Origin of the sequence: Nocardiopsis aegyptia (genome assembly GCF_013410755.1) — a bacterium.
In the GTDB taxonomy this organism is placed as follows: Bacteria; Actinomycetota; Actinomycetes; order Streptosporangiales; family Streptosporangiaceae; genus Nocardiopsis; species Nocardiopsis aegyptia.
This window is the reverse complement of record NZ_JACCFS010000001.1, coordinates 3,149,498-3,171,228: the sequence shown is the minus strand read 5'-3', so window position 1 is coordinate 3,171,228 and position 21,731 is coordinate 3,149,498. Positions and strand designations below refer to the sequence as shown.

Here is a 21,731-nt window from a genome sequence, read left to right as displayed (position 1 = left end):
CCGGTGTGCCGTGCGCCTTGCTGACTCGTGTCCCCTCCCCGCCGGGACTCTTCTACCGAGGTTGGAGCCGCTGTATGACCCTTGACGTCGAGGCCGTGCCCGTATCCGTTCGGCCCGAGACGGCCACCGACGGCGCGCCCCCCGCCGCCATCGACCGGATCGAGCACGTGGTGACCGAGGCCTGTGCGCGGCTGTCGGGTGTTTCGGCGGACAAGGTCCTCACGGAGGCCCGTCGCGGCTTCTTCCCCGGCATCTCCGACGCCGAGGTCGAGCTGGCACTGGTCATGGCCGCCCGCAGCTTCGTGGAGGTCGACCCCGACTACTCCTACGTGGCCGCGCGCCTGCTGCTGGACAAGCTCCGCCGCGAGGCCCTCACCTTCATCAGCGGCGCCCCCGACGCCGCGGGCCAGTCCGAGATGGCCGACCGCTACTCCGCCTACCTGGCCGCCTACGTCGGCCGCGGCATCGACCTCGGGCAGCTCGACCCCGCGCTGGCACAGTTCGACCTGGACCGCCTGGGCGCGGCGCTGCGTCCCGAGCGCGACGAGCAGTTCACCTTCCTGGGGATCCAGACCCTCTACGACCGCTACTTCCTGCACAGCGACGAGGTCCGCTACGAGCTGCCGCAGGCGTTCTTCATGCGCGTGGCGATGGGCCTGGCGCTCAACGAGGACGACCGCGAGGCCCGCGCGATCGAGTTCTACGAGCTGCTCTCCTCGTTCGACTTCATGGCCTCCACGCCCACCCTGTTCAACGCGGGCACCGTGCGCGCCCAGCTGTCGTCGTGCTTCCTCACCACCGTCGGCGACGACCTCCAGGACATCTTCCACGGCATCAGCAACAACGCGATGCTGTCCAAGTACTCCGGCGGCCTCGGCAACGACTGGACCCCGGTCCGCGGCCTGGGTGCCCACATCAAGGGCACCAACGGCAAGAGCCAGGGCGTCGTGCCGTTCCTGAAGATCGCCAACGACACCGCGGTCGCGGTCAACCAGGGTGGCCGCCGCAAGGGCGCGGTCTGCGCCTACCTGGAGACCTGGCACATCGACATCGAGGAGTTCCTCGACCTCCGCAAGAACACCGGTGACGAGCGCCGCCGCACCCACGACATGAACACCGCGAACTGGGTCCCCGACCTGTTCATGCAGCGGGTCGAGGAGGGCGGCGACTGGACCCTGTTCTCGCCCAACGAGGTGCCCGACCTGCACGACAAGTACGGCACGGAGTTCGTCGAGGCCTACACCCGTTACGAGGCCGAGGCCGCGGCGGGCCGGATCAAGGTGTCCAAGACCCTGCCGGCCGTCGAGCTGTGGCGCCGCATGCTCACCATGCTGTTCGAGACCGGCCACCCGTGGATCACCTTCAAGGACCCCTCGAACCTGCGCTCGCCCCAGCAGCACGCGGGCGTGGTCCACTCCTCCAACCTGTGCACCGAGATCACGCTGAACACCAGCGCCGACGAGGTCGCCGTCTGCAACCTGGGCTCGGTCAACCTGGCCCAGCACGTGGGCCCGCAGGGCCTGGACGCCGAGCGGCTGCGCCGGACCGTGCGCACCGCCGTGCGCATGCTCGACAACGTCATCGACGTGAACTTCTACACGATCCCCGAGGCGCGCCGCGCGAACATGCGCCACCGTCCCGTCGGGCTCGGCCTGATGGGCTTCCAGGACGCGCTGTTCAAGCTGCGCACCCCCTTCGGCTCGGACGGCGCCGTCACGTTCGCCGACGAGAGCATGGAGCTGATCAGCTACTACGCGATCGAGGCCTCCGCGGAGCTGGCCGCCGAGCGCGGCTCCTACGAGTCCTTCGACGGCTCGCTGTGGAGCCAGGGCATCCTGCCGATCGACTCGCTGCGGCTGCTGGCCGAGGCGCGCGGCGGCCTGCTGGACATGGACCGCGGCGAGACCCTGGACTGGGACTCCCTGCGCGAGCGCGTCCGCTCGACCGGCATGCGCAACTCCAACGTGATGGCCATCGCGCCGACCGCGACCATCGCCAACATCACCGGCGTCAGCCAGTCGATCGAGCCCGTCTACCGGAACCTGTTCGTGAAGTCGAACATGTCCGGCGACTTCACGGTGGTCAACCCCTACCTGGTGCGCGACCTCAAGGAGCGCGGGCTCTGGGACGACCAGATGGTCTCCGACCTGAAGATGCACGACGGCAGCCTGGGCGCCATCGACCGCGTTCCCGCCGACCTCAAGGCGCTGTACGCGACCGCGTTCGAGGTCGACCCCGAGTGGCTGGTGGACGCGGGCTCGCGCCGCCAGAAGTGGATCGACCAGGCCCAGTCGCTGAACCTGTACATGGCGGCGCCGAGCGGCCGCAAGCTGGACGCCCTGTACCGGCGGGCCTGGAAGTCCGGGCTCAAGACCACGTACTACCTGCGTTCGCAGAGCGCCACGCACGTGGAGAAGAGCACGCTCAAGGGCACGGACGGCCGCCTGAACGCCGTGTCCTCCGGCCCGGCACCGTCCCCGTCGCCCGCGCCGTCCCCGAGCCCGTCGCCGTCGCCCAGCCCGAGCCCGTCGCCCAGCCCGAGCACGGCTTCCGCATCGGCTCCGAACCCCGCACCCGCCGACACCGGTGAGGACGAGTTCGAGATCGTGGACGGCCAGGCCTGCGGCATCGACGACCCCGAGTGCGAGGCCTGCCAGTAGTCGAAGGCAGCCCCTGGGGCGGTGGCCCGCGAGCCGCCGCCCCGGCGATCCACTCTCCCCAGACACGACAGTTCCGGCCACGACGGCCGGAGAACGGAAGTACCCGAGGATGACCACCGTCTCCGAGAACAGCGCCGGCGCCACGAGCGGCCTCGGCGAGATCCAGCGCGACGCCGAGCGCGTCAACGTCGACGACAAGGCGATGATCAACGCCCGCGCCGACGTCAACCAGCTGCTGCCGCTGAAGTACACCTGGGCGTGGGACAAGTACCTCGCGGGCTGCAACAACCACTGGATGCCCACCGAGGTCGCGATGCAGGCCGACATCGCCCTGTGGAAGTCCAAGGACGGGCTGACCGAGGACGAGCGGCTCATGCTCAAGCGCAACCTCGGGTTCTTCGCCACCGCGGAGTCGCTGGTGGCCAACAACATCGTCCTGGCCGTCTACCGCCAGCTGACCAACCCCGAGTGCCGCCAGTACCTGCTGCGCCAGGCCTTCGAGGAGGCGGTGCACACCCACACCTTCCAGTACATCTGCGAGAGCCTCGGCCTGGACGAGGGCGAGCTCTTCAACATGTACCGCGAGGTGCCCTCGATCACGGCCAAGGACGCCTGGGCGCTGAAGTACACCCAGAACCTGGAGGACCCGGAGTTCCGCACCGGCACGCCCGAGGCCGACCAGGCGTTCCTGCGCGACCTGGTGGCCTTCTACGTCATCTTCGAGGGCATGTGGTTCTACACGGGCTTCGCGCAGATCCTGTCGCTGGGCCGCCGGAACAAGATGGTCGGCATCGCCGAGCAGTACCAGTACATCCTGCGCGACGAGTCGATCCACCTGAACTTCGGCATCGACGTGATCAACCAGATCAAGATCGAGAACCCGCACCTGTGGAGCGCCGAGTTCCAGGCCGAGGTCCGCACGATGCTCACGGAGGCCTGTGAGCTGGAGGTGGCCTACGGCCGCGAGACCATGCCGCGCGGCGTGCTGGGACTCAACTCCGAGCTGTGCGAGAAGTACATGCACTTCATCACCGACCGGCGCGCGGAGCAGATCGGTCTGGCGCCGATCTTCGGGGAGAGCGAGAACCCCTTCCCGTGGATGAGCGAGATGATGGACCTGCAGAAGGAGAAGAACTTCTTCGAGACCCGGGTCATCGAGTACCAGACCGGTGGCGGCCTGGACTGGGACTGACCTGAGAGGACACGGCCTCCTGCACCCTTCGGCGGAGGGTGCGGGGGGCCGTTTTGGTAGAGATGTGGGAGACGACCCCGGAAGTCACCCTGCTCACAGTGGCCCCGGCCGGGCGTGCGGCCGGGGCCACCGGCGTGTGCTCAGACGGTCGCCACCCCGCGTTCGACGGCGTCGAGCAGGGCCTCCAGCGTGGTGTCGTGCTTGCGGCCGAGGAAGAGCGCCCACATCAGGTGGAGGCGCAGGCCTCTGGCCGTGAACGTGTGCCGGACGCGGGTGCCGTCCCCGGCGGGGGTGAGATCGAAGCCGTGGGTGGCCCGGTGGAGCGGTGACCTGCGGCTCGCGGGCGGATGGAAGGACAGGCGTCGGCCGGGCTCGACCTCGTCGACGGTGTAGCGCATGGGACCGTGCAGGACCGGAGCGCCCGGTCGCAGGCCCTCGGGGATGCGGAACGTGATGCCGCCCGCCTTCGGCCACACCGGGTCGTCGTCGCTGCCGAGCCGGGCGAGCAGGGCCCAGACCTCGTCGGCTGTCCCGGCGACGACGCGTTCGTGCACGTTGTGAATCATGCCCAACCTCCATACGGTCGCGTATGGAAGAACCATACGCCACCGTATGGGAGAATGGGAACATGGGTCGACTCAACGCGGAGGACTGGGCACGCGCCGCACTCGGCGCTCTGGCCGAGGGTGGGCTGCGCGCGGTCGCCGTGGAGGCGGTCGCCGCGCGCCTGGGCGTGTCCAAGGGCAGCTTCTACTGGCACTTCGGCAACCGCCGGGACCTCGTGGACGCCGCACTGCGGCTGTGGGAGTCCGACACCGAGGCGGTCATCGCCGAACTGGAGGGGATCGCCGACCCCGCACGGCGCATGCGTACCCTCCTGGAGCTCGCGCTCGGCGAGCCCACGGACGCCAGGATCTCGTTCTGGCTGATCAGCGGGGCCGACGACCCGGCCGTCGCCGAGGTCGCCCGGCGGGTGACGGACCGGCGGATGGCGGTCATGCAGGACGCCCTGAGGCTGCTCGGGCAGTCCGAGGATGAGGCACGGGCGCGGGTGGTCGCCGGCTACGGCAGCTACCTGGGCATCGCCGCGCTGGTCCGGATCGGTGCGATCGACGCCGCGCCGGACACCTTCGTCGACCAGGCCCTGACCGAGATGGGCGTGCGCTGAGCGGGCGTCACGGGGAGAGGTCGGGCGGCGTCCGCACGCCGTGGTCGCGCCGCAGCGCGGACAGGGCCGCCAGGTGGCCCGACATCCCGTGCACCCCGGGGCCGGGCGGCGTGGAGGCCGAGCACAGGTAGAGCCCCGGCAGCGGCGTGCGGTACGGATCCCACCGCGGCGCCGGGCGCAGGACCGCCTGCCGCAGGGACATGGCCCCTGCGGAGATGTCGCCGCCCACGTAGTTGGGGTTGTACTCCTCCATCCGCGCGGCGGAGACGCCCCGCGCGGCGACGACGGTGTCGGAGAAGCCCGGGGCGAAGGCCTCGATCCGCCGCCGGACCAGGTCCACCGGGTCGCGGGTGTCGCCGTTGGGCACGTGCGCGTAGGCCCACACCGGCCGGCGTCCGTTCCGGGCGCGGCCCGGGTCGGCCACGGCCGGGTCCACCAGCAGCACGAACGGTGCGGCGACCCGTCGGCCGCGGGCCGTCGCGGTCTCGGCCGCGGCGATCTCCGCCGCCGTGCCGCCCAGGTGGACGGTGCCCGCCCGGCCCACCGCCGGGGCGGCCCAGGGGATGGGCTCGCTGACGAGGAAGTCCGCCTTGGCCGCCCCGGGCGCGTACCGGTAGCGGGCCAGCGCCCGCCGGTAGGCGGCGGGGAGCCGGCCGCGCGCCAGGCGCAGGAGGCCCTTGGGCGCGACGTCGAGCAGTACCGAGCGGGCACGCGGGAGGTCGCGCAGGTCCTCGACGGAGTGCCCGGTGCGGATGACGCCGCCGTGCGCGGTGAAGTCGGCGGCCAGGGCGTCGGCGATGGCGGCGCTGCCGCCCCGGGGCAGCGGCCATCCGGTGTCCGTGTGGGCCAGGTGTCCCAGCAGGGCGGCCACGGCGGCGCCGGGAAGCGACGGCAGCGGGCCGACCACGTGCGCGGCCACTCCGGCGAACAGCGCCCTGGCCGCCTCGGTGGTGAAGGGGCCGCGGCCGAACCCGTGCGCGAGGACGCTCCGGGCCAGCAGGAGCGCCGCCGCCGGATCGGAGGGGACCGAGCGCTGGCCGGACATGACCAGGTCGACCACCCCGCGGCTGCGCGCGACGAGCGGTCCCATGAGCCGGCGCCACCGCTCCCCGTCCGCGCCCAGACCGGCGCAGGTCTCCTCCAGGCCCGCCCAGGCCAGGGCCGCGCCGCCGCCCGGGAGCGGGTGGGCGTACGGCGCGTCGGGCCGCAGGAGGTCCACGCCCCGGGCGGCGAGGTCGAACTCGCGGAAGAAGCGGGACGACGCGGCCATCGGGTGGACGGCCGCGCAGAGGTCGTGGACGACGTCGGAGTCGAACAGCGGCTCGGAGCGCAGTCCTCCGCCGATGCTGTCGTGCCGTTCGTGGAGTTCGACGGCCAGCCCCGCGCGGGCGAGGGTGACCGCCGCCGCGAGCCCGTTGGGCCCACTGCCGACCACCACCGCGTCGACGTCCGCCATGGGAGTCCCTCCGTCGTCCCGCCGCCCGGATCACCAGCGTCTCACGGGTCCCGGATCACTCCTTGTCCGGTCTTCCCCAGGTTCTCGGTGAATCGATCTGTGACTGGCCGATGCCGCCACTGACCGACAGCAGGAATGCGAGGCCCGAAGGCTGGTCGGGGCCGGGTACACCTGACTGGCGGGGATATGTCAAAGGACCCATGTTTCCCTCCGGCGAAGTAGTGCGAACTCCTCACGGTGGGGCGGGCCGGCGGGAGTGTCCCCGGGGGTTGGATAACGATATGGCCACGCCATTGTGGCACTCCGACGAACTCTCGCTTCGGGATGGCCTCTGCGCTAGCGTGCCACTGTTGTTTCCCGCTGGAGCGCGTGCCAAGGGGGCGCGCTCGCGCGTGGGCAAGGGGTTCCTGAACAGCGATTTCCACGTTCCTGTCCTGGTTTTTCCCACCTGTGCGCTGCGGAAACTCCGAAATTCACCGTTTCCGATATCGACCACGGTCAGGACGAGCAAGATGAGTGAAACGCGCGCGGGAGAATCGTCGGCATTCTTCGGCCGGTGGCGTACATCGCATTACTCCTACGAAACAGGCGCGTGTTGTGAAGTGCTCAATCTGACCACCGGGGAGTCCTGGTTCCGGGACTCCCAGAATCCCGAGGCGGCTCGGCTGCGGTTCGACAACTTCGAGTGGACCACGTTCCTGACGCTCTCCAAGGGCGCGTTCTGAGCCCTCACAGGGCCACCAGGGACAGCATGTCGCAGTTCTCCCGGGCGAAGGAGGACAGGGAGGTCACCGAAGGGTGGTCGGGGCCGAAGCGGGCGGTGTAGTCCGCTCGCAGCCGCTCCCACTCCCGCTGCACGTCCGCACCCGCGGCACGCCGGCTCACCAGATGGTTCCGGCGTGCCGTGAGCATGATGGGGTGCCCGTCCAGCAGGTGCTCCCGGCAGGTCCGCTCGACCGACGCGTCCAGCGCGCGGGCCTCCTCGACCCGGTCGAGCGCGTACAGGTCGGTCGCCAGGTTGAGGGCGGCGGGCAGTGTGCTCAGCGCCCCCGGCCCGTAGACGCCTCGCAGGTGGTCCAGGCCCTCCTGGTCGAGCCGGAGCGCCTCGGAGTGGCGCCGCGAGGCCCGGAGCACGATCGCGGTGCTGACCCTGCTCGTGGCCAGGAACGGGTGCTCCCGCGGATACCGCTCGTTCAGCGGACGCAGGAGTCGCTCCGCCTCCGCGAGCGCCTGCTCCTGTTCACCCGCGTAGCAGAGGGTCACCATGTGCACGACCCGGCAGTACAGCATCTGCCGCACCGTCGGGGGATGCCTGCGCCCGTAGAGGTCGAGGGCACGCGAGGAGTGTTCCAGCGCCGCTTCGTACTCGCCGAGCCTGCGGTGGATCACCGACAGGAACAGCAGGCCGTGCAGGGCGTGCGGCCCGTCGTCCGCCGAGATCGCCGCGAAGCGGCGCATGCACGCGCCGATCCGGTCCCTCGCCTCCTCCAGGCGGCCGAGGAACAGGAGGTTGAGGCCCAGCGAGAGCTCGGTGCGCAGGGCGGGCACGCTGTCCTCGCCCAGCAGGCGCGCGCGGGCCTCGGCGTTGCGCTCGTCGACCGCGAGCGACTCCGAGAAGCGGCCCTGCTCCTGCAGGACCCTGCCGTAGTCGTGCGCGGCGTCCAGGGTGTGCGGGTCCGACTCGGTGTGCAGCGCGCGCCGGCGGTCCAGGAGGTGCTGGAAGATCCGCTCGGCCTCGTCGAAGCGGGCGAGTCCGCTCAGCGCGAGGGCGACGGCGCGGTGCGCCTCCAACGGGTCCTCGCCGTCGGGGGAGCGCCGCAGCTGCCGTTCGTAGAGCTCCCTGGCCTCGGCCAGCGCGGTCTCGTACTCGCCGTGGATCCGCCGGATCCGGTTGCGCCGCAGCCGCGCGTGCAGGACACGGCTCTCGTCGTCGCGCCAGGCGTTGACCGCCTGGTCGACGAGCCTGACGGCGTCGTCGTAGTTGCCCGCCTCGGTGAGGAAGTCGATCACGTTGAGCACGAGGTCGCGGACCCGCGGGTCCCGGCTCGACCAGGCCGTGGCCGACTTCAGGTGCGCGTACAGCGCCAGGTAGTCGTCGCGGTGGACCGGGTCGGCGGGGTCGCCCGGGTCGCTGCGGGTGAGGATCAGCTGCGCCAGCTCCCAGTACCGCAGCCGCTCGGCCAGGGGCAGGGCGTTGCGGGTCACCGCCTGGAAGAGCTCGTGCAGGTGGAACGTGCCGGCGCCCTCGTCGTAGCGGACCAGGTGGTGCTCGCCCAGGTAGGACAGGACCTCCCGCAGCCGGTGGTCGTCGCCCAGCAGCCGCCGCTGGTCGGGGTCGTGGCCCAGGCCCCCGGCGCGGGAGAAGAGCGTGCGGGCCAGCGGACCCGGTGCCAGGAACGAGCTGATCTGGATGAGTTCCAGGGCCATGCGCCGGACCCGGCCGGTGGCCTCCGGTTCCGCGTTGCGCAGCTCCTCGACCTGGATGCTCCAGGCGGCGGCGAGCGGGGCGGTGTGGTCGTCCTCGGCGCCCATGCGGCTGACCAGGTCGGCGTGCCGTTCGGTGAAGCGGTCGAGGAACTCCTCGGTGGTCAGGGGCGAGTCGCGCAGGAAGGCGCCCACCTGGGCGAGGGCCAGCGGAAGGTGTTCGAGGTGCTCGGCCAGGCGCTCGCCCGCGCCGGGCGGGTCCAGCCGCTCGGGGCACACCCCGCGCAGCAGGGAGAGGCTCTCGGCGGTGTCGAGCCGGGGGACCACCCGGCCGCCGACCAGGCCCCGGGGGATCCGGCGGCGGGACCGGGTGGTGATGAGGACGCGGCCCTGGCCACCGAGGGGGAAGTAGTCGGCGGCCAGCGCCTCGACGTCGGCGGCGTCGTCGAAGACGAGCAGCCACCTGCCGAGGCCCGGATCGTGCGCGAGGGCGCGCCGCACCGTCTGGACGGTGCGGGGCACGTGCTCGAAGGAGACGGGGAGGCCGATGTGCTCGGCCAGGCGCAGGAACGACCGGTGCGCCTCGACCTCGGAGACGGCCGTGACCCACCAGACGAGGTCGTAGTGGTGTGCGTAGCGGCGTACGTAGGCGGCGGCCAGCTGGCTCTTGCCCACGCCGCTGCCGCCGTCCACGAGGAACCGCGCCCCGGCGTGGGAGCCGAGGCCCTCGTGGATCTGTTCGAGGAGGGTCTCTCGTCCGGTGAATCCGGAGTCGAGGCGGGGGACTCCGCCCAGCACGGGGGCGTGCGCGGATGCTCGGTGTGTGGTCATGTCGTCCATCCAGTCCCGCGTGTTCGACCCGGGGGTGCGTGGGAACGGTCGAGGTCCGCGGCCGGTGGACGGAGCCGGCAACGGAGAAGACTCGCCTCGGGCGCATTCCGCCCTATTCAAAGGCTAGGCGCTGGGAAACGCGCTGTCGATAGGCGTACACCAACGGTGGATATCGACGGGAGAACGCGGTGGCGGCACCGCGGCGCGGCGCCGGGATCGGTGCCGTCAATGTGGTGAATAATGCGGCCTGTGTTGTTCGTGGGGCCGTTGTGACAGAAGGTGTCTCTTTAGTGGCCGGTTTTCGCAGGAACGTCAGGCTCATAGTTGCGCATCATCATGGAGTTGCACTTGGTGCACATGTGCCGTGCGGATCCCGGTGACGACGGCTGCCAGTCGTGTTCGCCCCGGGGGCATATCCCCGAGGGGCCGATCGTGCGGGAGCGGGCGGGGGCGGGGGCGGGCTGAGCGTCCATACCGTAACGGTAGCCCGAGCCGGTGCCGCTGCCCAGCCATCCGGCGGACACGGACCGCGGACGTGCCGGGAGGCGTGTCCGGAGACATGCCGGGGCGCGTTCGGGAGGTGCCCGGAGACGAGCCGAAGGCGGGCTCGAAGCGGGATCAAGCGTCCGAATCGGACCAATAGGTCGGATGATCAGGTGATCCCCAGTATCGTTTGTCCGATCGGACAAACGGGGCGCCCCGGCCGTGGCCAGGTGGACAATCGTGCCTGGTCAAAGACTCAGCGGGGTCTCGAAGCGGTGTTGTTCCACCAACAGGGCATTGTGACGGTGCTGACAACGGGACATGATCGCCACCTACGTTCACCAACCAGCGCGTCAGGGTCTCGGCTGCGCGCTCAAGGAAGGGAGAAGGCATCGTGAACAACTCTGTTCTCGGCTCGATCGCCACCTTCGGCGTGTATCTCGCCGTGATGGTGGCCATCGGTCTGTGGGTCTACAAGCGGACCGTCTCGCAGTCGGACTTCGTCCTCGGTGGTCGCCAGCTCAACCCGTGGGTGGCCGGCCTGAGCGCCAACGCCTCGGACTTCAGCGGTTGGCTGCTGCTCGGCCTGCCCGGCGCCATCTACGTGTCCGGCCTCGGTGAGGCCTGGATCGCGGTCGGCCTCGCCTGCGGCTTCGCGGGCAGCTGGATCCTGCTCGCGCCCCGCCTGCGCGTCTACACCGAACGCGTCACCGACTCCCGTGTGGGAGGCGACTCCGACTCGCTGACCCTGTCCTCGTTCCTGGAGAACCGGTTCAACGACCGGACCCGCCTGCTGCGCGGCATCTCGGCGGTCCTGATCATCGTCTTCTACTTCTTCTACGTCGCCTCCGGCCTCGTCGCCATGGCCGCCCTCTTCGACCAGGTCTTCGGCCTGGCCCCGGCGCCCGCCATCGCGATCGGCCTGAGCATCGTGGTGCTCTACACCGTGCTCGGCGGCTTCCTCGCCGTCTCCTACACCGACGTCATCCAGGCCGCGATGATGTGGCTGGCCCTGCTGGCCGTCCCGGTCATGGCGATCGTCGCCCTGGGCGGCTTCGGCGGCGTGTCCGCCAGCGTCAGCGAGAAGCACGACGGCCTGATGTCGGCCGTCGGCGGCGCGGCCCTCGACCCCGAACTCGGCGCGTGGGCCGCCACCGACACGCTCGGCTGGGTCGTCATCGTCTCCGGCCTGGCCTGGGGCCTCGGCTACTTCGGCCAGCCGCACATCCTCGCCCGCTTCATGGGCATCCGCTCCGTCAAGGACATCCGCGTGGCCGGCACGGTCAGCGTCGCCTGGGCCGTCACCGCCATGGCCCTGGCCGTGCTGGTCGGCTTCATCGGCATCGCCTACTTCGACACCCCGCTGGAGAACCCCGAGCAGGTCTTCCCGCAGTTGATCGAGGCGCTCACCCACCCGCTCGTGGCCGGCATCCTGCTCGCCGCCATCCTCGCCGCGGTCATGAGCACCGCCGACTCCCAGCTGCTGGTCGCCGCCTCCTCCCTCACCGAGGACGGGTACAAGGCCTTCGTGAACCGCGACGCCGACCCGCGCACCCTGCTGTGGATCAGCCGCGGCACCGTGCTGGCGGTCGCGATCGCCGCCGCCGGCATCGCGCTGTGGGGCAACCAGTCCGTCATGGACCTGGTCGGCTACGCCTGGGCCGGGTTCGGCGCCGGGTTCGGCCCCGTCCTCCTCCTGGCGATGTTCTGGAAGCGGATGACCGCGGTCGGCGCCATCGCCGGCATGGTCGTCGGCGGCGGCACCGCGATCCTGTGGGACATCCTGGACACGAACTACTTCGGGACCGGCCTCTACGCGATGGTCCCCGCCGTGATCCTGAGCTTCGTGGCGATCGTGCTCCTCAACGGCCTCGGCCGGGTGACCGGGGCGATGGAGAGCGACTTCGACCGGGTCGAGGCCGAGGTCCGCGCGGCCAAGTCCGGCTCCGCGCCCGACGGGGTCTCCGCGGGCTGACACTCCCAGGGCACCGGTCGTCCCAGGACGGCCGGAACGCCCCGACCGCAGGCCTTCCGGGCCCGCGCCGCGACCGCGGCGCGGGCCCGGAGCCCTCTCTGGCGCACGTGCTCGGTGGAACGGTAGAACGGTGACATGTCGTCACTGACGAAACACCCAGCCGCATGGACTCGCACCGACGTGCCCGAGGGGCTCGGTCTCGGTGCCCTCATCCCCGAGCCCGGCGGCTTCCGCCTGGAAGGGGGCGAGACCGTGGTCGAGGGCGAGGAGCGCTTCTTCACCCGCTTCACGGTCCGCACCGACCTGGCCTGGACGACGCGCGAGGTGCGCGTGGAGGTCGTGTCCGGCAAGGGCCCGGCCTCCCTCGTGCTCACCGCGCGGGACGGGCACTGGACCGACACCGCGGGCCGTCCCGTCCCCGAACTCGTCGGCTGCCTCGACGCCGACGTCGCCGCCACACCGCTCACCAACACCCTGCCCATCCGCCGCCTGGGACTGAGACCCGGGGAGTACAGGGACATCGCCGTCGCCTGGATCGACATCCCGTCCCTGCGGGTCCGCCGGGTCAGGCAGCGCTACACGCGCCACCCCCCGGAGGACGGCCTGGAGCACTACACCTACCGCGACCCCCACCACGGGGAGTACCACCTCTCCGTCGACGGCGACGGGGTCGTCGTCGACTACGAGCGCTTCGCCCGCCGACTGCGCCCCGAGGAGTGAGCCGCGCACCCCGCGCGCGATAATCAGCGGGCACACGCACGACACCCACGGGGGACGCACAGTGACCGAGACCACTCTGAGCCCGGCCCGCCGCGAGATCATCCGCGACCTGGAGGTCGCCGCCGACTTCGACGTCCGCGCGGAGATCGAGCGCCGCGTCGCCTTCCTCGCCGAGCGGCTGACCACGACGGGCGCCGCCGCCCTGGTCCTGGGCATCAGCGGCGGTGTGGACTCCCTCACCGCCGGACGCCTGTGCCGCCTGGCCGTGGACCGCGCGGCCGAGGCGGGGCACACCGCCGAGTACGTCGCCATGCGCCTGCCCTACGGCGTCCAGAAGGACGAGGAGGCCGCCGCGCGCTCCGTCGAGTTCTCCGCCCCCGACCGCTGCCTCACCGTGGACGTCAAGCCCGCCACCGACGCCATGGCGGCCTCCGTCACCGAGTCGGGGATGACCTATGACGGTCCCGCCGCCGAGGACTTCGTCATCGGCAACGTCAAGGCCCGCCAGCGCATGATCGCCCAGTACGCGGTCGCGGGCGGCCTGGGCGGACTGGTGGTCGGCACCGACCACGCGGCCGAGGCCGTCACCGGCTTCTTCACCAAGTACGGTGACGGCGGCGTGGACATCGTGCCGCTGACCGGCCTGACGAAGCGCCGCGTGCGCGCCCTCGCCGCCGAGCTCGGAGCCCCGGAGGACCTGGTGCGCAAGGTGCCCACGGCCGACCTGGAGACGCTGAGCCCGCAGAAGCCCGACGAGGAGGCGCTCGGCCTGACCTACGACCGCATCGACGACTTCCTCGAGGGCCTGCCCGTGCCCGAGCACGTCGAGACGACTCTGGTCGACCGCTACCGCGCCACCGCGCACAAGCGCGCGGTCCCCACTGCTCCCGACCTCGGCTGACCTTCTGACCTGGCGCGACGGCGTCCCGCGTCGGGGGACGCCCGGAGGCGGAGGTGGTGCAGACACCACCTCTGTGGGGTGGGTGGCCCACCGCGACGGAAGTGGCGCTGAATCCATCGCGCGAGCCCCGCGCTCGCACCTAGGGTCGTAGTACGACGCGTGACCCGGATCGTCCGCGCGTCCCGACCCCCTGATCCCGGTCGACACGGCCCATGCGGGCCGCGCGAGCCCACGTGGGCGCGTGCGGCCGGGAAGAACAAGGAGCGAGCGATGACCGTGACCGTCGAGTCGGCACCCGAGGGTGCGCCGCAGCCACCTCCCACCGCCCAGCTCGTCCGGATCCCCGCGCAGGGGCGTCCGCAGGCCGGGCGGGACCGCTTCCTGGACGTCATCCGACTCCTCGTCATGGGTCTGGTCGTGGCGCAGCACTGGTGGCTGCCGACACTCGTCGGTGACGCGGACGGCCTCACGGTCGGCAGCGTCCTCTCCCACGACGGCGGGTTCCTGCTGACGTGGGCGGTCCAGGTCATGCCGCTGATCTTCTTCGTCGGCGGGGCCGCCAACCTCATCAGCTGGCGCGCTGCCGCCGGACGCGGGACCGCGGCCTCCACGTGGATCGCCCGCCGCCTGCGGCGGCTGGCCTGGCCGGTCGTTCCGCTCGCGGTCCTGTGGATCGTCGCCAGCCACGCGCTGGTGCTCGGCGGCGTCCCGGACACGGCGATGGCCGCCGGCTCGGGGGCGGCCGGCATGGTGCTGTGGTTCCTCGCGGTGTACGTGCTGGTGGTCGTGTGCACGCCCGTGCTGTCCGCCGCCCAGGAGCGGTTCGGCTGGCTGGTCCCGGTGGTCCTCTTCGCGGGGGCGGCCGCCGTCGACCTGCTCCGCTTCTCCACCGGCGTGGACGCGTTCGGCTTCGCCAACATCGCGTTCGTGTGGCTGGGCGTCCACCAGTTCGGCTTCCTCTACGGCAACGGCGCGATCCACCGCCGCCCCGCCGTGCTCATGGCGGTCGGCGGTGCGGTGGCGGCGCTCGCCCTGGCGATCGTGGGCCCGTACTCGCCGAACATGACCGGGGTGTTCGCCCTGGAGTCCTCCAACGTCTCCCCGCCGACCCTGGTGCTCGCCGCGGTGGGAACCGCGCAGGTCGGCGTCGCCGTCCTGCTGCGGGACCGGATCAACGCCTGGGCCGCCCGTCCCGGCCCCGCGCGGCTGCTGGACTGGGTGTGCCCGCAGCTGATGACCGTCTACCTCTGGCACATGGTCCCGCTGAGCGTGGTCGCCGGTGTGCTGGTGTTCGGCCTGGGGCTGAACACCCCGGAGCCGATGACCGCGCCGTGGGTGCTGTGGGGCGCGCTGGGCACGGTGACCCTGCTGGCGCTCGCCGTGCCGCTCGCCCGCTACGCGGCCCGCCTGGAGGAGCCCCCGGCCCTGCTGTCCGGAGCCCCCGGAACGGTCCGCGCGCTCACCGCCGCCGCGCTGGTGGGCGGCGGCCTGCTGGTGCTGACGGTGTCCGGCCTGGGTGTGGGCCTGGTGCCGCTGCTCGGCCTCCTCACGGTCGTGACCGGCCTGGTCCTGACCCGCGCGCCGCGCTGAAGCGCTGTGCGGCCGATCCTGGCCTCGCTGTGTTCCCCCAGGTCACGTCCGGTCCGGTGAAGTCCTTGCCGAACCGGGGGTGTTCCGGCTTGGAACCGGGCGTCGCCGGGAGGTAGACCGATGTTCATGGATCCGACACTCATCAGATGTGAGCGCCGGGGCGCGGGACGCCCCATGATCATGCTCCACGGCCTCGGCGACCGGCGTCAGTGCTGGCGCTCGGTGTCGGCCGACCTCCTCCGGGAGTACGAGGTCGTGTGCGTGGACCTGCCCGGATTCGGGTCCAGCCCGGCCCCCGAGCCGGACGAGCCCTACGACGTCCACTCCCTGACCACGGCCGTCCAGGAGTTCTGCGCCCTGCACGGGTTCGAGCGGCCGCACGTGGTGGGCAACTCCCTTGGCGGGGCGATCGCGCTCGAACTCGGGGTGCGCGGCGTCGCCGGATCGGTGACGGTGTTCTCCCCGATCGGATTCTCCGACGCGCTGGCCCGCCTCGGGATGCGCGCGGCCGGCGGCGCCGCCCGCCTGGTCGGCCACGTGCCACTGCGGGTCAAGGAGCGGCTGGCCGACACCGCCGCGGCCCGGGCCCTGGCCCGGGCCGTCCTGCGCGGGAACCCCGCCTCACCCCAGGCCAGGGAGACGCGCTTCGCCGTGCGCGGCCTGGAACCCGGATCGCCCTTCATCCGGATGGTGCCCAGGGTGGCCGCGTACTCCTTCGAGGCGCGGCCGATCGCCTGCCCGGTCACGATCGCCTGGGGCGACCGCGACCGGACGCTGCTGCCGACCAGCGCGATCGCCGCGCACCTGCGGGTGCCGCACGCGCGCATGGTGTCGCTGATCGGGTGCGGCCACATCCCGATGGTGGACGACCCGGTCTCGGTCACCGAGCAGATCCGCTGGACCTGCCGCGCGGCCGATCGGGTCGTGTTTTCCTAGGGCCGCCGCTCGTGCCCACGCCGTCGCCCGCCACCACCCTCAACGGACGCCTGCGGCGCAGTCCTTCTTGCTTCGGCCCGTGCTCGGGCGCCTTTGAGACGCGTCCTTCGGTCCTTCCGGTGCGCTCCCTCGTTCCTCGGGAGTGCACCTCCAGGCCCTCCAGGACGCGTCGGCGCCCTCCTGTGTTTTTTGGGGCCGCCGCTCGTGCCCACGCCGTCGCCCGCCACCACCCTCAACGGACGCCTGCGGCGCAGTCCTTCTGGCTTTGGCCCCGTGCTCGGGCGCCTTTGAGACGCGTCCTTCGGTCCTTCCGGTGCGCTCCCTCGTTCCTCGGGAGTGCACCTCCAGGCCCTCCAGGACGCGTCGGCGCCCTCGCCGTACTCTCCGGCGTCCTCGCAGGCTCGGACGCTGGGCGCCGGGGAGCCAGTGTTCTTCGTCGTCGACTTGCCTTGCTCGCAGGCTCGCTGCGGCCCCGTCTCCTCCTGCAGAACACTGGCGCGCCCCTCGCGAACCCCCCAGTGGCCCCCATGAGCGAACGGCCTACCTTCAACCCCCTGGGGTTGAGGTAGGGCCTTCGCGGCGCCCCCTGTAGACCCCAGTAGCGCAACGGCCTACCCGTTGGGGTTCGCGGAGGCGAGTCCGCGCCGACTCCCTTGGGCCCGGGCAGGTTGAACCGTCTACCTCCAAGCGCCCCGCACGCCGTGCCGACCCCCGTAGCCCGTGGGGGTCAGGGGTGTTCGGCGGGGGTGTCGGCGGAGTCGAGCATGGCCGAGTCCAGGTAGCACCAGGCCCACGTCTCGCCGGGTTCCACCGAGCGGACGATCGGGTGGGCGAAGCGGTCGGCGTGCAGTCCGGCGTGCCGCCCGGGGGAGTCGTCGCAGCAGCCGACGAACCCGCAGCTCGTGCACAGCCGCAGGTGGATCCAGTCGCGGCGGCCCTGGCGCAGGCACTCGGTGCACCCGGCGCTCTTGGGGAGCACCGGCTGGATGGTCTCGGCGTGCGCGCAGGCGGTGTCCGGGTCGGGTCGGAAGAGGTCGACGGCGGTCGGGTTGGGGCGCCCCATGTCCACATGGTCGATCTTGAGCAGGTCCAGGACGGTCCGGCCCAGCGGCTCCGTCACCGCGCGGTGGGTGTCCACCACCCGCTCCACCCGGGCCTCGTACAGGCCGGCGACGTCCGGAGCGTCGGTCGGGCGGACCACGATCGGCACCCCCGGGGCGACGCCGTGCAGGACGTGCGCGACGTGGGTGGCCTCCTCCGCGGAGTTCTCCGCGATGACGATGAGCTTGACGCGCTCCATGTCGATCTCGTGCAGTACGCCGGCCTTGATCGCCTCGCCGCGGACGACCGTGTGCCCGAACGCCTCGGCCTCGGCGGCGAGGTCGGGGCTGAGCGTGGTCACGGTGACCGGGACGTCGTTGACCTTCAGATAGTGGCCCAGGTTCTTGGACACGGGCCCCCAACCCGACAGCAGGACGCGGTCGCGGGTGTCGCCCGAGGGCTCGCTCCCGTCGCCGTCGGCCGGTGCGGGCGCCGCCCGTTCCGGCAGGCGCCGGGCGAGCGTGCCGCCGAGCGCGCCGAGCGCGGGCGTCGCCGCCATCAGGAGCACGGTCACCGCGACCAGCAGCTGGTCGCCCTCGGCGCCCAGCCCGGCGGGGGTCAGCCCGTAGTCGGACCCCACCTGTTGCAGGACGAACGAGAACTCGCCGATCTGCGCGAGGAGGAAGGCGGCGCCCATCGCGGTGGGCGCCCCGACCCGCAGGACGGCGACCGCGGTGTAGGCCGTCGCCACCTTGATCACCACGACCGCGGCGGCCGCGATGAGGACCATCCACCACAGTTCGGCCAGGGCGCCGACGTCGAGCAGCATGCCGATGGACACGAAGAACACCGCGCTGAAGATCATCTGCAGCGGCATGATCTCGCTGAGCGCGTGGGCGCTGTGCCGGGATTCGCTCAGCACCATGCCCGCGAGGAAGGCGCCCAGGGCCTCGCTGATCCCGGCGAGCGAGGTCACGTAGGCCACACCGAGCGCGATGGCCACGATGGTCAGCAGGAACACCTCGGGGGAGCAGAGCCGGGCGACCCGCTCCAGCAGCGGGGGCATGACCTTGCGCGCCACGACCAGGACGGCGGTCAGCACCAGGGCGGCGGTGCCGAGCGCCCGCGCGATGCCCAGGGCGCCGCCGTCGCTCTCCCCGCCCAGCACCGGGATCAGCAGGACCATGACGATGATGGCGAGGTCCTGGAAGATGAGCGTGCCCACCGCGGCCTGGCCGATCGGCTGCTGCGTGGCCCCCTTGGCCGCGATCACCTTGAGCACGATCGCGGTGGAGGACAGGGCGATGAGGAAGCCGGTGAAGACACCGACCCGCCAGTCCTGGCCCAGGAGGGCGAAGAGCCCGGTCACGACGGCGGTGGTCAGCACCACCTGGACCGTGCCGCCGCCCAGGACGAAGCGCTTGATCCTGGACAGCCGTTCGACGGAGAACTCCGCGCCGATGGTGAAGAGGAGCAGCATCACGCCGATGTCGGCCGCGCTGTGCACGGCCTCCTCGTCGGCGATCAGTCCGAGCTGGTGGGGTCCGAGGAGGACGCCCGCCAGGAGGAAGCCCACGATCGGGACGACCTTGATCCGGACGAAGAGCGCGCCGATCAGGCCCGCCGACACCAGCAGTGCCACGATCGGGCCGAGGAATTCGGGCGTCTCGCCCGCCGCGAGCATCACTGTGCGCCTCCCGTTGAGGTCTGGAGCGCCCGTTCTCCGGGCACCTGTGGACCTTATCCGGGGCGGCGGTGTGAACCGTCGCACGGGAGACCCGTCGGCGGCGGGACCCTCTGGCCTGGGGCGGGCCGGACTTCCGCGAACGCGAGCCCTGGGGATAGCGTGGTGCGGTGAACCGACAGGAGGCAGTGGATTGACTGAGAACCGACCTTTCGCTCCGGGCGGCCCCGCGTGGCTGCGCGACGAGGAGCGCAGGCTGTACGCCTTCGCCGAGGGCGCCGCGGTCCCCGACGGCTTCGGATGGCTGGACTCGCGGGGCGGGGTGGGCCGGGACCGGCCGACCGCCACCTGGATCACCGCGCGGATGACGCACGTGTTCTCCCTGGCGTACCTGCGCGGGCACGAGGACGCGGGCCGGCTGGCCGACCACGGTCTGGCGGCGCTGTCGGGTCCGCTGCGCGACGCCGAGTACGGCGGCTGGTTCGACCACGTGCCCGCCGTTGCATCCTGGGAGCGCTCCCAGGAAGCGTCGCGGGGTTCCGAGGCGCCCGGTCCCCCTCGCAAGTCGGCCTACGAGCACGCCTTCGTGGTCCTGGCCGCGGCCACCGCCACGGCCGCCGGCCGCTCCGGTGCCGCCGCGCTCCTGGCGGAGGCCCTGGAGGTCGTGGACACCCGGTTCTGGGAGGAGTCGGCCGGGGCGGTCCGCGAGAGCTGGGACGCGGCGTGGACGGAGACGGAGGACTACCGGGGCGCGAACAGCAACATGCACAGCGTCGAGGCCTTCCTCGCCGCCGCCGACGCCACCGGCGACCACCGGTGGACCCGCCGCGCCCTCTCCATCGCGAAACGCCTCGTCCACGGAGTGGCCGCCGAGCACGACTGGCGCCTGCCCGAGCACTTCACCGCCGACTGGACGCCTCTGCCCGACTACAACCGCGACCGGCCGGACCACCCTTTCCGGCCGTTCGGCAGCACCACCGGCCACCTGCTCGAATGGGCGCGGCTCCTGCTGCACCTGGAGGCAGCCCTCATCCGGGCGGGCGACCCCGTCCCGGACTGGCTGCTCTCCGACGCCGAGCAGTTGTTCGAGCACTCCGTCCGGCGCGGCTGGGCGGTGGACGGCGCCGACGGCTTCGTCTACACGCTGGACTGGGAGGACCGCCCGGTCGTCCGCGAACGCATGCACTGGGTGGTCGCCGAGGCCACGATGGCCGCCTGGGCCCTGGCCCGGCGCACCGGTCGGGAGGACCGCGTCCGCGACTACGAGCGGTGGTGGGCCTACGCCGACCGCTTCCACCTCGACCGGGAGCTCGGCAGCTGGCGGCACGAGCTCGACGCCGCCAACGCCCCCGCGGCCACCGTGTGGCCGGGCAAGCCCGACGTCTACCACGCCTACCAGGCGACCCTCCTGCCCCAGGGGGAGCTGGCGGCCTCGATCGCCGGCGGCATCACGGCCGTCCCCGGCCCCGTCTCCTCCGCCCCCTCCGACCACCCCGAGGTGAACTCGTGAGCCACGGACACCCCCGTCTCCTCGTCATCGGCGAGAACGTCATGGACCTGCTGCCGGCGGGGGAGGACGGCGGCCTCCTGCGCGCGGCGCCCGGCGGCGGCCCCGCCAACACGGCGGTCGCGGCCTCCCGCCTGGGCGTTCCCACCCGCCTGCTGGCGCGGATCGGCTCCGACGGGTTCGGCGACCGCATCCGCCGGCGGCTCCTGGCGGAGGGACTGGACCCGGACGGCCTGCTCGCGGCGGAGGAGCCGTCCGCGCTCGCGCTCGCCTCGCTCGGCCCGGACGGCTCGGCCCGCTACGACTTCCGGATGGACGACGCGGCCGACTGGCGGTGGCGCGCCGGTGAGCTCCCCGACGAGCTGGAACCCGGTGTGCGCGCCCTGCACGCCGCCTCCATCGCCCTGTTCCGGGACCCCGGGGCCACGCTCATCGAGTCGATGCTGCGCCGCGAGCACGGGCGCGGCGGCGTCACGATCACCCTGGACCCCAACATCCGCCACGAGGTGATCGGCGACCCGGCGTCCGCGCGTGCCCTGGCCCTGCGCCACGCCGCGCAGGCGCACGTGGTCAAGGCCAGTGACGAGGACCTCGCCTTCCTGTACCCGGACCTGGCCCCGCGGGAGGCGGTCCGGTCGCTCGCGGCGCTGGGTCCCGCCCTGGTCGTGGCCACGCTGGGCGGGAACGGGGCGTTCGCGGTCTGCCACGGGCGGGAGGTCGCGGTCCCCGCGCCCGAGGTCGAGGTGGTGGACACGGTCGGCGCGGGCGACTCCTTCATGGGCGCCCTGCTCTACTGGCTGGACCGCGCCGACCTGCTGGGCGACGGCCCCCGGGCCCGGCTCGCGACCCTGACCGCGGACGACGTGGAGGACCTGCTCCGCTTCGCCGCGCGGGCCGCCGCGTACACCGTGACGCGGGAGGGCGCGGACCCGCCGACCATCGCGCAGGTGGAGGTGCGCCAGGCCGGCGGCGCCTGAGGCCGGCCCACGCCCGTGACGCGGGGCCGGGGATCGCACCGGGGGGTGCGGTGGAGGGGTACGGGCGACGCGGGGCGAGGGTGGAAACAGGTCCTATTGGACAGATTGGGGCTTTTGTCCTGTGTGTCTGGATCGCGGGGGAGCGGCGTTCGCGCATTACGGCTTGGTAACCGCACTGTGTCCCCC

Annotated in this window: 15 protein-coding genes; 11 read left to right on the top strand and 4 right to left on the bottom strand. The window is 72.1% G+C overall.

All coding sequences use genetic code 11. The features are described 5' to 3' along the window. Window positions 1-74 precede the first annotated feature (74 nt). Both HNR10_RS14235 and HNR10_RS14230 read left to right on the top strand, forming a co-directional pair. Entirely contained in the window at window positions 75-2,660 is a 2,586-nt protein-coding gene (locus tag HNR10_RS14235) for a ribonucleoside-diphosphate reductase subunit alpha (RefSeq protein WP_179823888.1), read from the top strand. A gap of 109 nt (window positions 2,661-2,769) precedes the next feature. Continuing rightward, a complete protein-coding gene (locus HNR10_RS14230) occupies window positions 2,770-3,852 on the top strand; it encodes a ribonucleotide-diphosphate reductase subunit beta (RefSeq protein ID WP_179823887.1) in 1,083 nt (360 codons plus the stop codon). A gap of 140 nt (window positions 3,853-3,992) precedes the next feature. Here the strand turns inward: HNR10_RS14230 and HNR10_RS14225 are convergent, their stop codons facing one another. Next, window positions 3,993-4,418 (bottom strand): SRPBCC family protein, encoded by a 426-nt coding sequence (locus tag HNR10_RS14225; protein ID WP_179823886.1) that lies wholly within the window; start codon window positions 4,416-4,418, stop codon window positions 3,993-3,995. 62 nt (window positions 4,419-4,480) lie between these two features. On the opposite strand from HNR10_RS14225, the gene HNR10_RS14220 reads away from it, so the two are divergent. Next, the gene (locus HNR10_RS14220; RefSeq protein WP_179823885.1) at window positions 4,481-5,020 is read left to right on the top strand and encodes a TetR/AcrR family transcriptional regulator; all 540 of its coding nucleotides are present in this window, start codon (window positions 4,481-4,483) and stop codon (window positions 5,018-5,020) included. A gap of 7 nt (window positions 5,021-5,027) precedes the next feature. Here HNR10_RS14220 and HNR10_RS14215 read toward each other — a convergent pair whose 3' ends face one another. Further along, the gene (locus tag HNR10_RS14215) at window positions 5,028-6,476 is read right to left on the bottom strand and encodes a phytoene desaturase family protein (RefSeq protein WP_179823883.1); all 1,449 of its coding nucleotides are present in this window, start codon (window positions 6,474-6,476) and stop codon (window positions 5,028-5,030) included. 110 nt (window positions 6,477-6,586) lie between these two features. Here HNR10_RS14215 and HNR10_RS31990 point away from each other — a divergent pair, with 110 nt between their 5' ends. Continuing rightward, window positions 6,587-7,201: a DUF397 domain-containing protein gene (locus HNR10_RS31990; protein WP_312889491.1), complete on the top strand. Its 615-nt coding sequence runs from the start codon at window positions 6,587-6,589 to the stop codon at window positions 7,199-7,201. Between the two features lie 4 nt (window positions 7,202-7,205). Here the strand turns inward: HNR10_RS31990 and fxsT are convergent, their stop codons facing one another. Further along, the gene (gene fxsT / locus HNR10_RS14205) at window positions 7,206-9,731 is read right to left on the bottom strand and encodes an FxSxx-COOH system tetratricopeptide repeat protein (RefSeq protein WP_246406222.1); all 2,526 of its coding nucleotides are present in this window, start codon (window positions 9,729-9,731) and stop codon (window positions 7,206-7,208) included. An 877-nt stretch (window positions 9,732-10,608) separates the two neighbouring features. On the opposite strand from fxsT, the gene putP reads away from it, so the two are divergent. The 5 genes from putP (at window position 10,609) to HNR10_RS14180 (ending at window position 16,336) form a co-directional block, all read left to right on the top strand. Continuing rightward, the gene (putP, locus tag HNR10_RS14200; RefSeq protein WP_179823875.1) at window positions 10,609-12,189 is read left to right on the top strand and encodes a sodium/proline symporter PutP; all 1,581 of its coding nucleotides are present in this window, start codon (window positions 10,609-10,611) and stop codon (window positions 12,187-12,189) included. A gap of 135 nt (window positions 12,190-12,324) precedes the next feature. Next, complete coding sequence (locus HNR10_RS14195) at window positions 12,325-12,909, top strand: putative glycolipid-binding domain-containing protein (RefSeq protein ID WP_179823874.1); 585 nt, start codon at window positions 12,325-12,327, stop codon at window positions 12,907-12,909. Between the two features lie 61 nt (window positions 12,910-12,970). After that, window positions 12,971-13,810 carry an ammonia-dependent NAD(+) synthetase gene (gene nadE, locus HNR10_RS14190; protein WP_179823873.1) on the top strand — a complete coding sequence of 280 codons (840 nt, stop codon included), beginning with the start codon at window positions 12,971-12,973 and terminating at the stop codon, window positions 13,808-13,810. A gap of 270 nt (window positions 13,811-14,080) precedes the next feature. Further along, entirely contained in the window at window positions 14,081-15,400 is a 1,320-nt protein-coding gene (locus HNR10_RS14185) for an acyltransferase family protein (protein WP_246406220.1), read from the top strand. Window positions 15,401-15,526: 126 nt separating this feature from the next. Next, window positions 15,527-16,336 carry an alpha/beta fold hydrolase gene (locus tag HNR10_RS14180; protein WP_179823872.1) on the top strand — a complete coding sequence of 270 codons (810 nt, stop codon included), beginning with the start codon at window positions 15,527-15,529 and terminating at the stop codon, window positions 16,334-16,336. Window positions 16,337-17,063: 727 nt separating this feature from the next. On the opposite strand, the gene HNR10_RS14175 is transcribed toward HNR10_RS14180, so the two are convergent. Further along, window positions 17,064-19,061 (bottom strand): cation:proton antiporter domain-containing protein, encoded by a 1,998-nt coding sequence (locus HNR10_RS14175; protein ID WP_218897761.1) that lies wholly within the window; start codon window positions 19,059-19,061, stop codon window positions 17,064-17,066. A gap of 193 nt (window positions 19,062-19,254) precedes the next feature. Here HNR10_RS14175 and HNR10_RS14170 point away from each other — a divergent pair, with 193 nt between their 5' ends. Together HNR10_RS14170 and HNR10_RS14165 are read left to right on the top strand one after the other, a co-directional pair. Next, window positions 19,255-20,571, top strand: coding sequence for an AGE family epimerase/isomerase (locus tag HNR10_RS14170; protein ID WP_246406218.1), 1,317 nt, complete (start codon window positions 19,255-19,257; stop codon window positions 20,569-20,571). Continuing rightward, the gene (locus HNR10_RS14165) at window positions 20,568-21,545 is read left to right on the top strand and encodes a carbohydrate kinase family protein (protein ID WP_179823870.1); all 978 of its coding nucleotides are present in this window, start codon (window positions 20,568-20,570) and stop codon (window positions 21,543-21,545) included. Before HNR10_RS14170 ends, HNR10_RS14165 begins: the two co-directional genes overlap by 4 nt. Window positions 21,546-21,731 lie beyond the last annotated feature (186 nt).

Coding starts and splice junctions, on each gene's coding strand:
- HNR10_RS31990 (WP_312889491.1), top strand. CDS start 6,587: ATGCCGCCACTGACCGACAGCAGGAATGCGAGGCCCGAAGGCTGGTCG.
- HNR10_RS14235 (WP_179823888.1), top strand. CDS start 75: ATGACCCTTGACGTCGAGGCCGTGCCCGTATCCGTTCGGCCCGAGACG.
- HNR10_RS14215 (WP_179823883.1), bottom strand. CDS start 6,476: ATGGCGGACGTCGACGCGGTGGTGGTCGGCAGTGGGCCCAACGGGCTC.
- HNR10_RS14230 (WP_179823887.1), top strand. CDS start 2,770: ATGACCACCGTCTCCGAGAACAGCGCCGGCGCCACGAGCGGCCTCGGC.
- fxsT (WP_246406222.1), bottom strand. CDS start 9,731: ATGACCACACACCGAGCATCCGCGCACGCCCCCGTGCTGGGCGGAGTC.
- HNR10_RS14185 (WP_246406220.1), top strand. CDS start 14,081: ATGACCGTGACCGTCGAGTCGGCACCCGAGGGTGCGCCGCAGCCACCT.
- HNR10_RS14220 (WP_179823885.1), top strand. CDS start 4,481: ATGGGTCGACTCAACGCGGAGGACTGGGCACGCGCCGCACTCGGCGCT.
- HNR10_RS14175 (WP_218897761.1), bottom strand. CDS start 19,061: ATGCTCGCGGCGGGCGAGACGCCCGAATTCCTCGGCCCGATCGTGGCA.
- HNR10_RS14180 (WP_179823872.1), top strand. CDS start 15,527: ATGGATCCGACACTCATCAGATGTGAGCGCCGGGGCGCGGGACGCCCC.
- HNR10_RS14195 (WP_179823874.1), top strand. CDS start 12,325: ATGTCGTCACTGACGAAACACCCAGCCGCATGGACTCGCACCGACGTG.
- HNR10_RS14225 (WP_179823886.1), bottom strand. CDS start 4,418: ATGATTCACAACGTGCACGAACGCGTCGTCGCCGGGACAGCCGACGAG.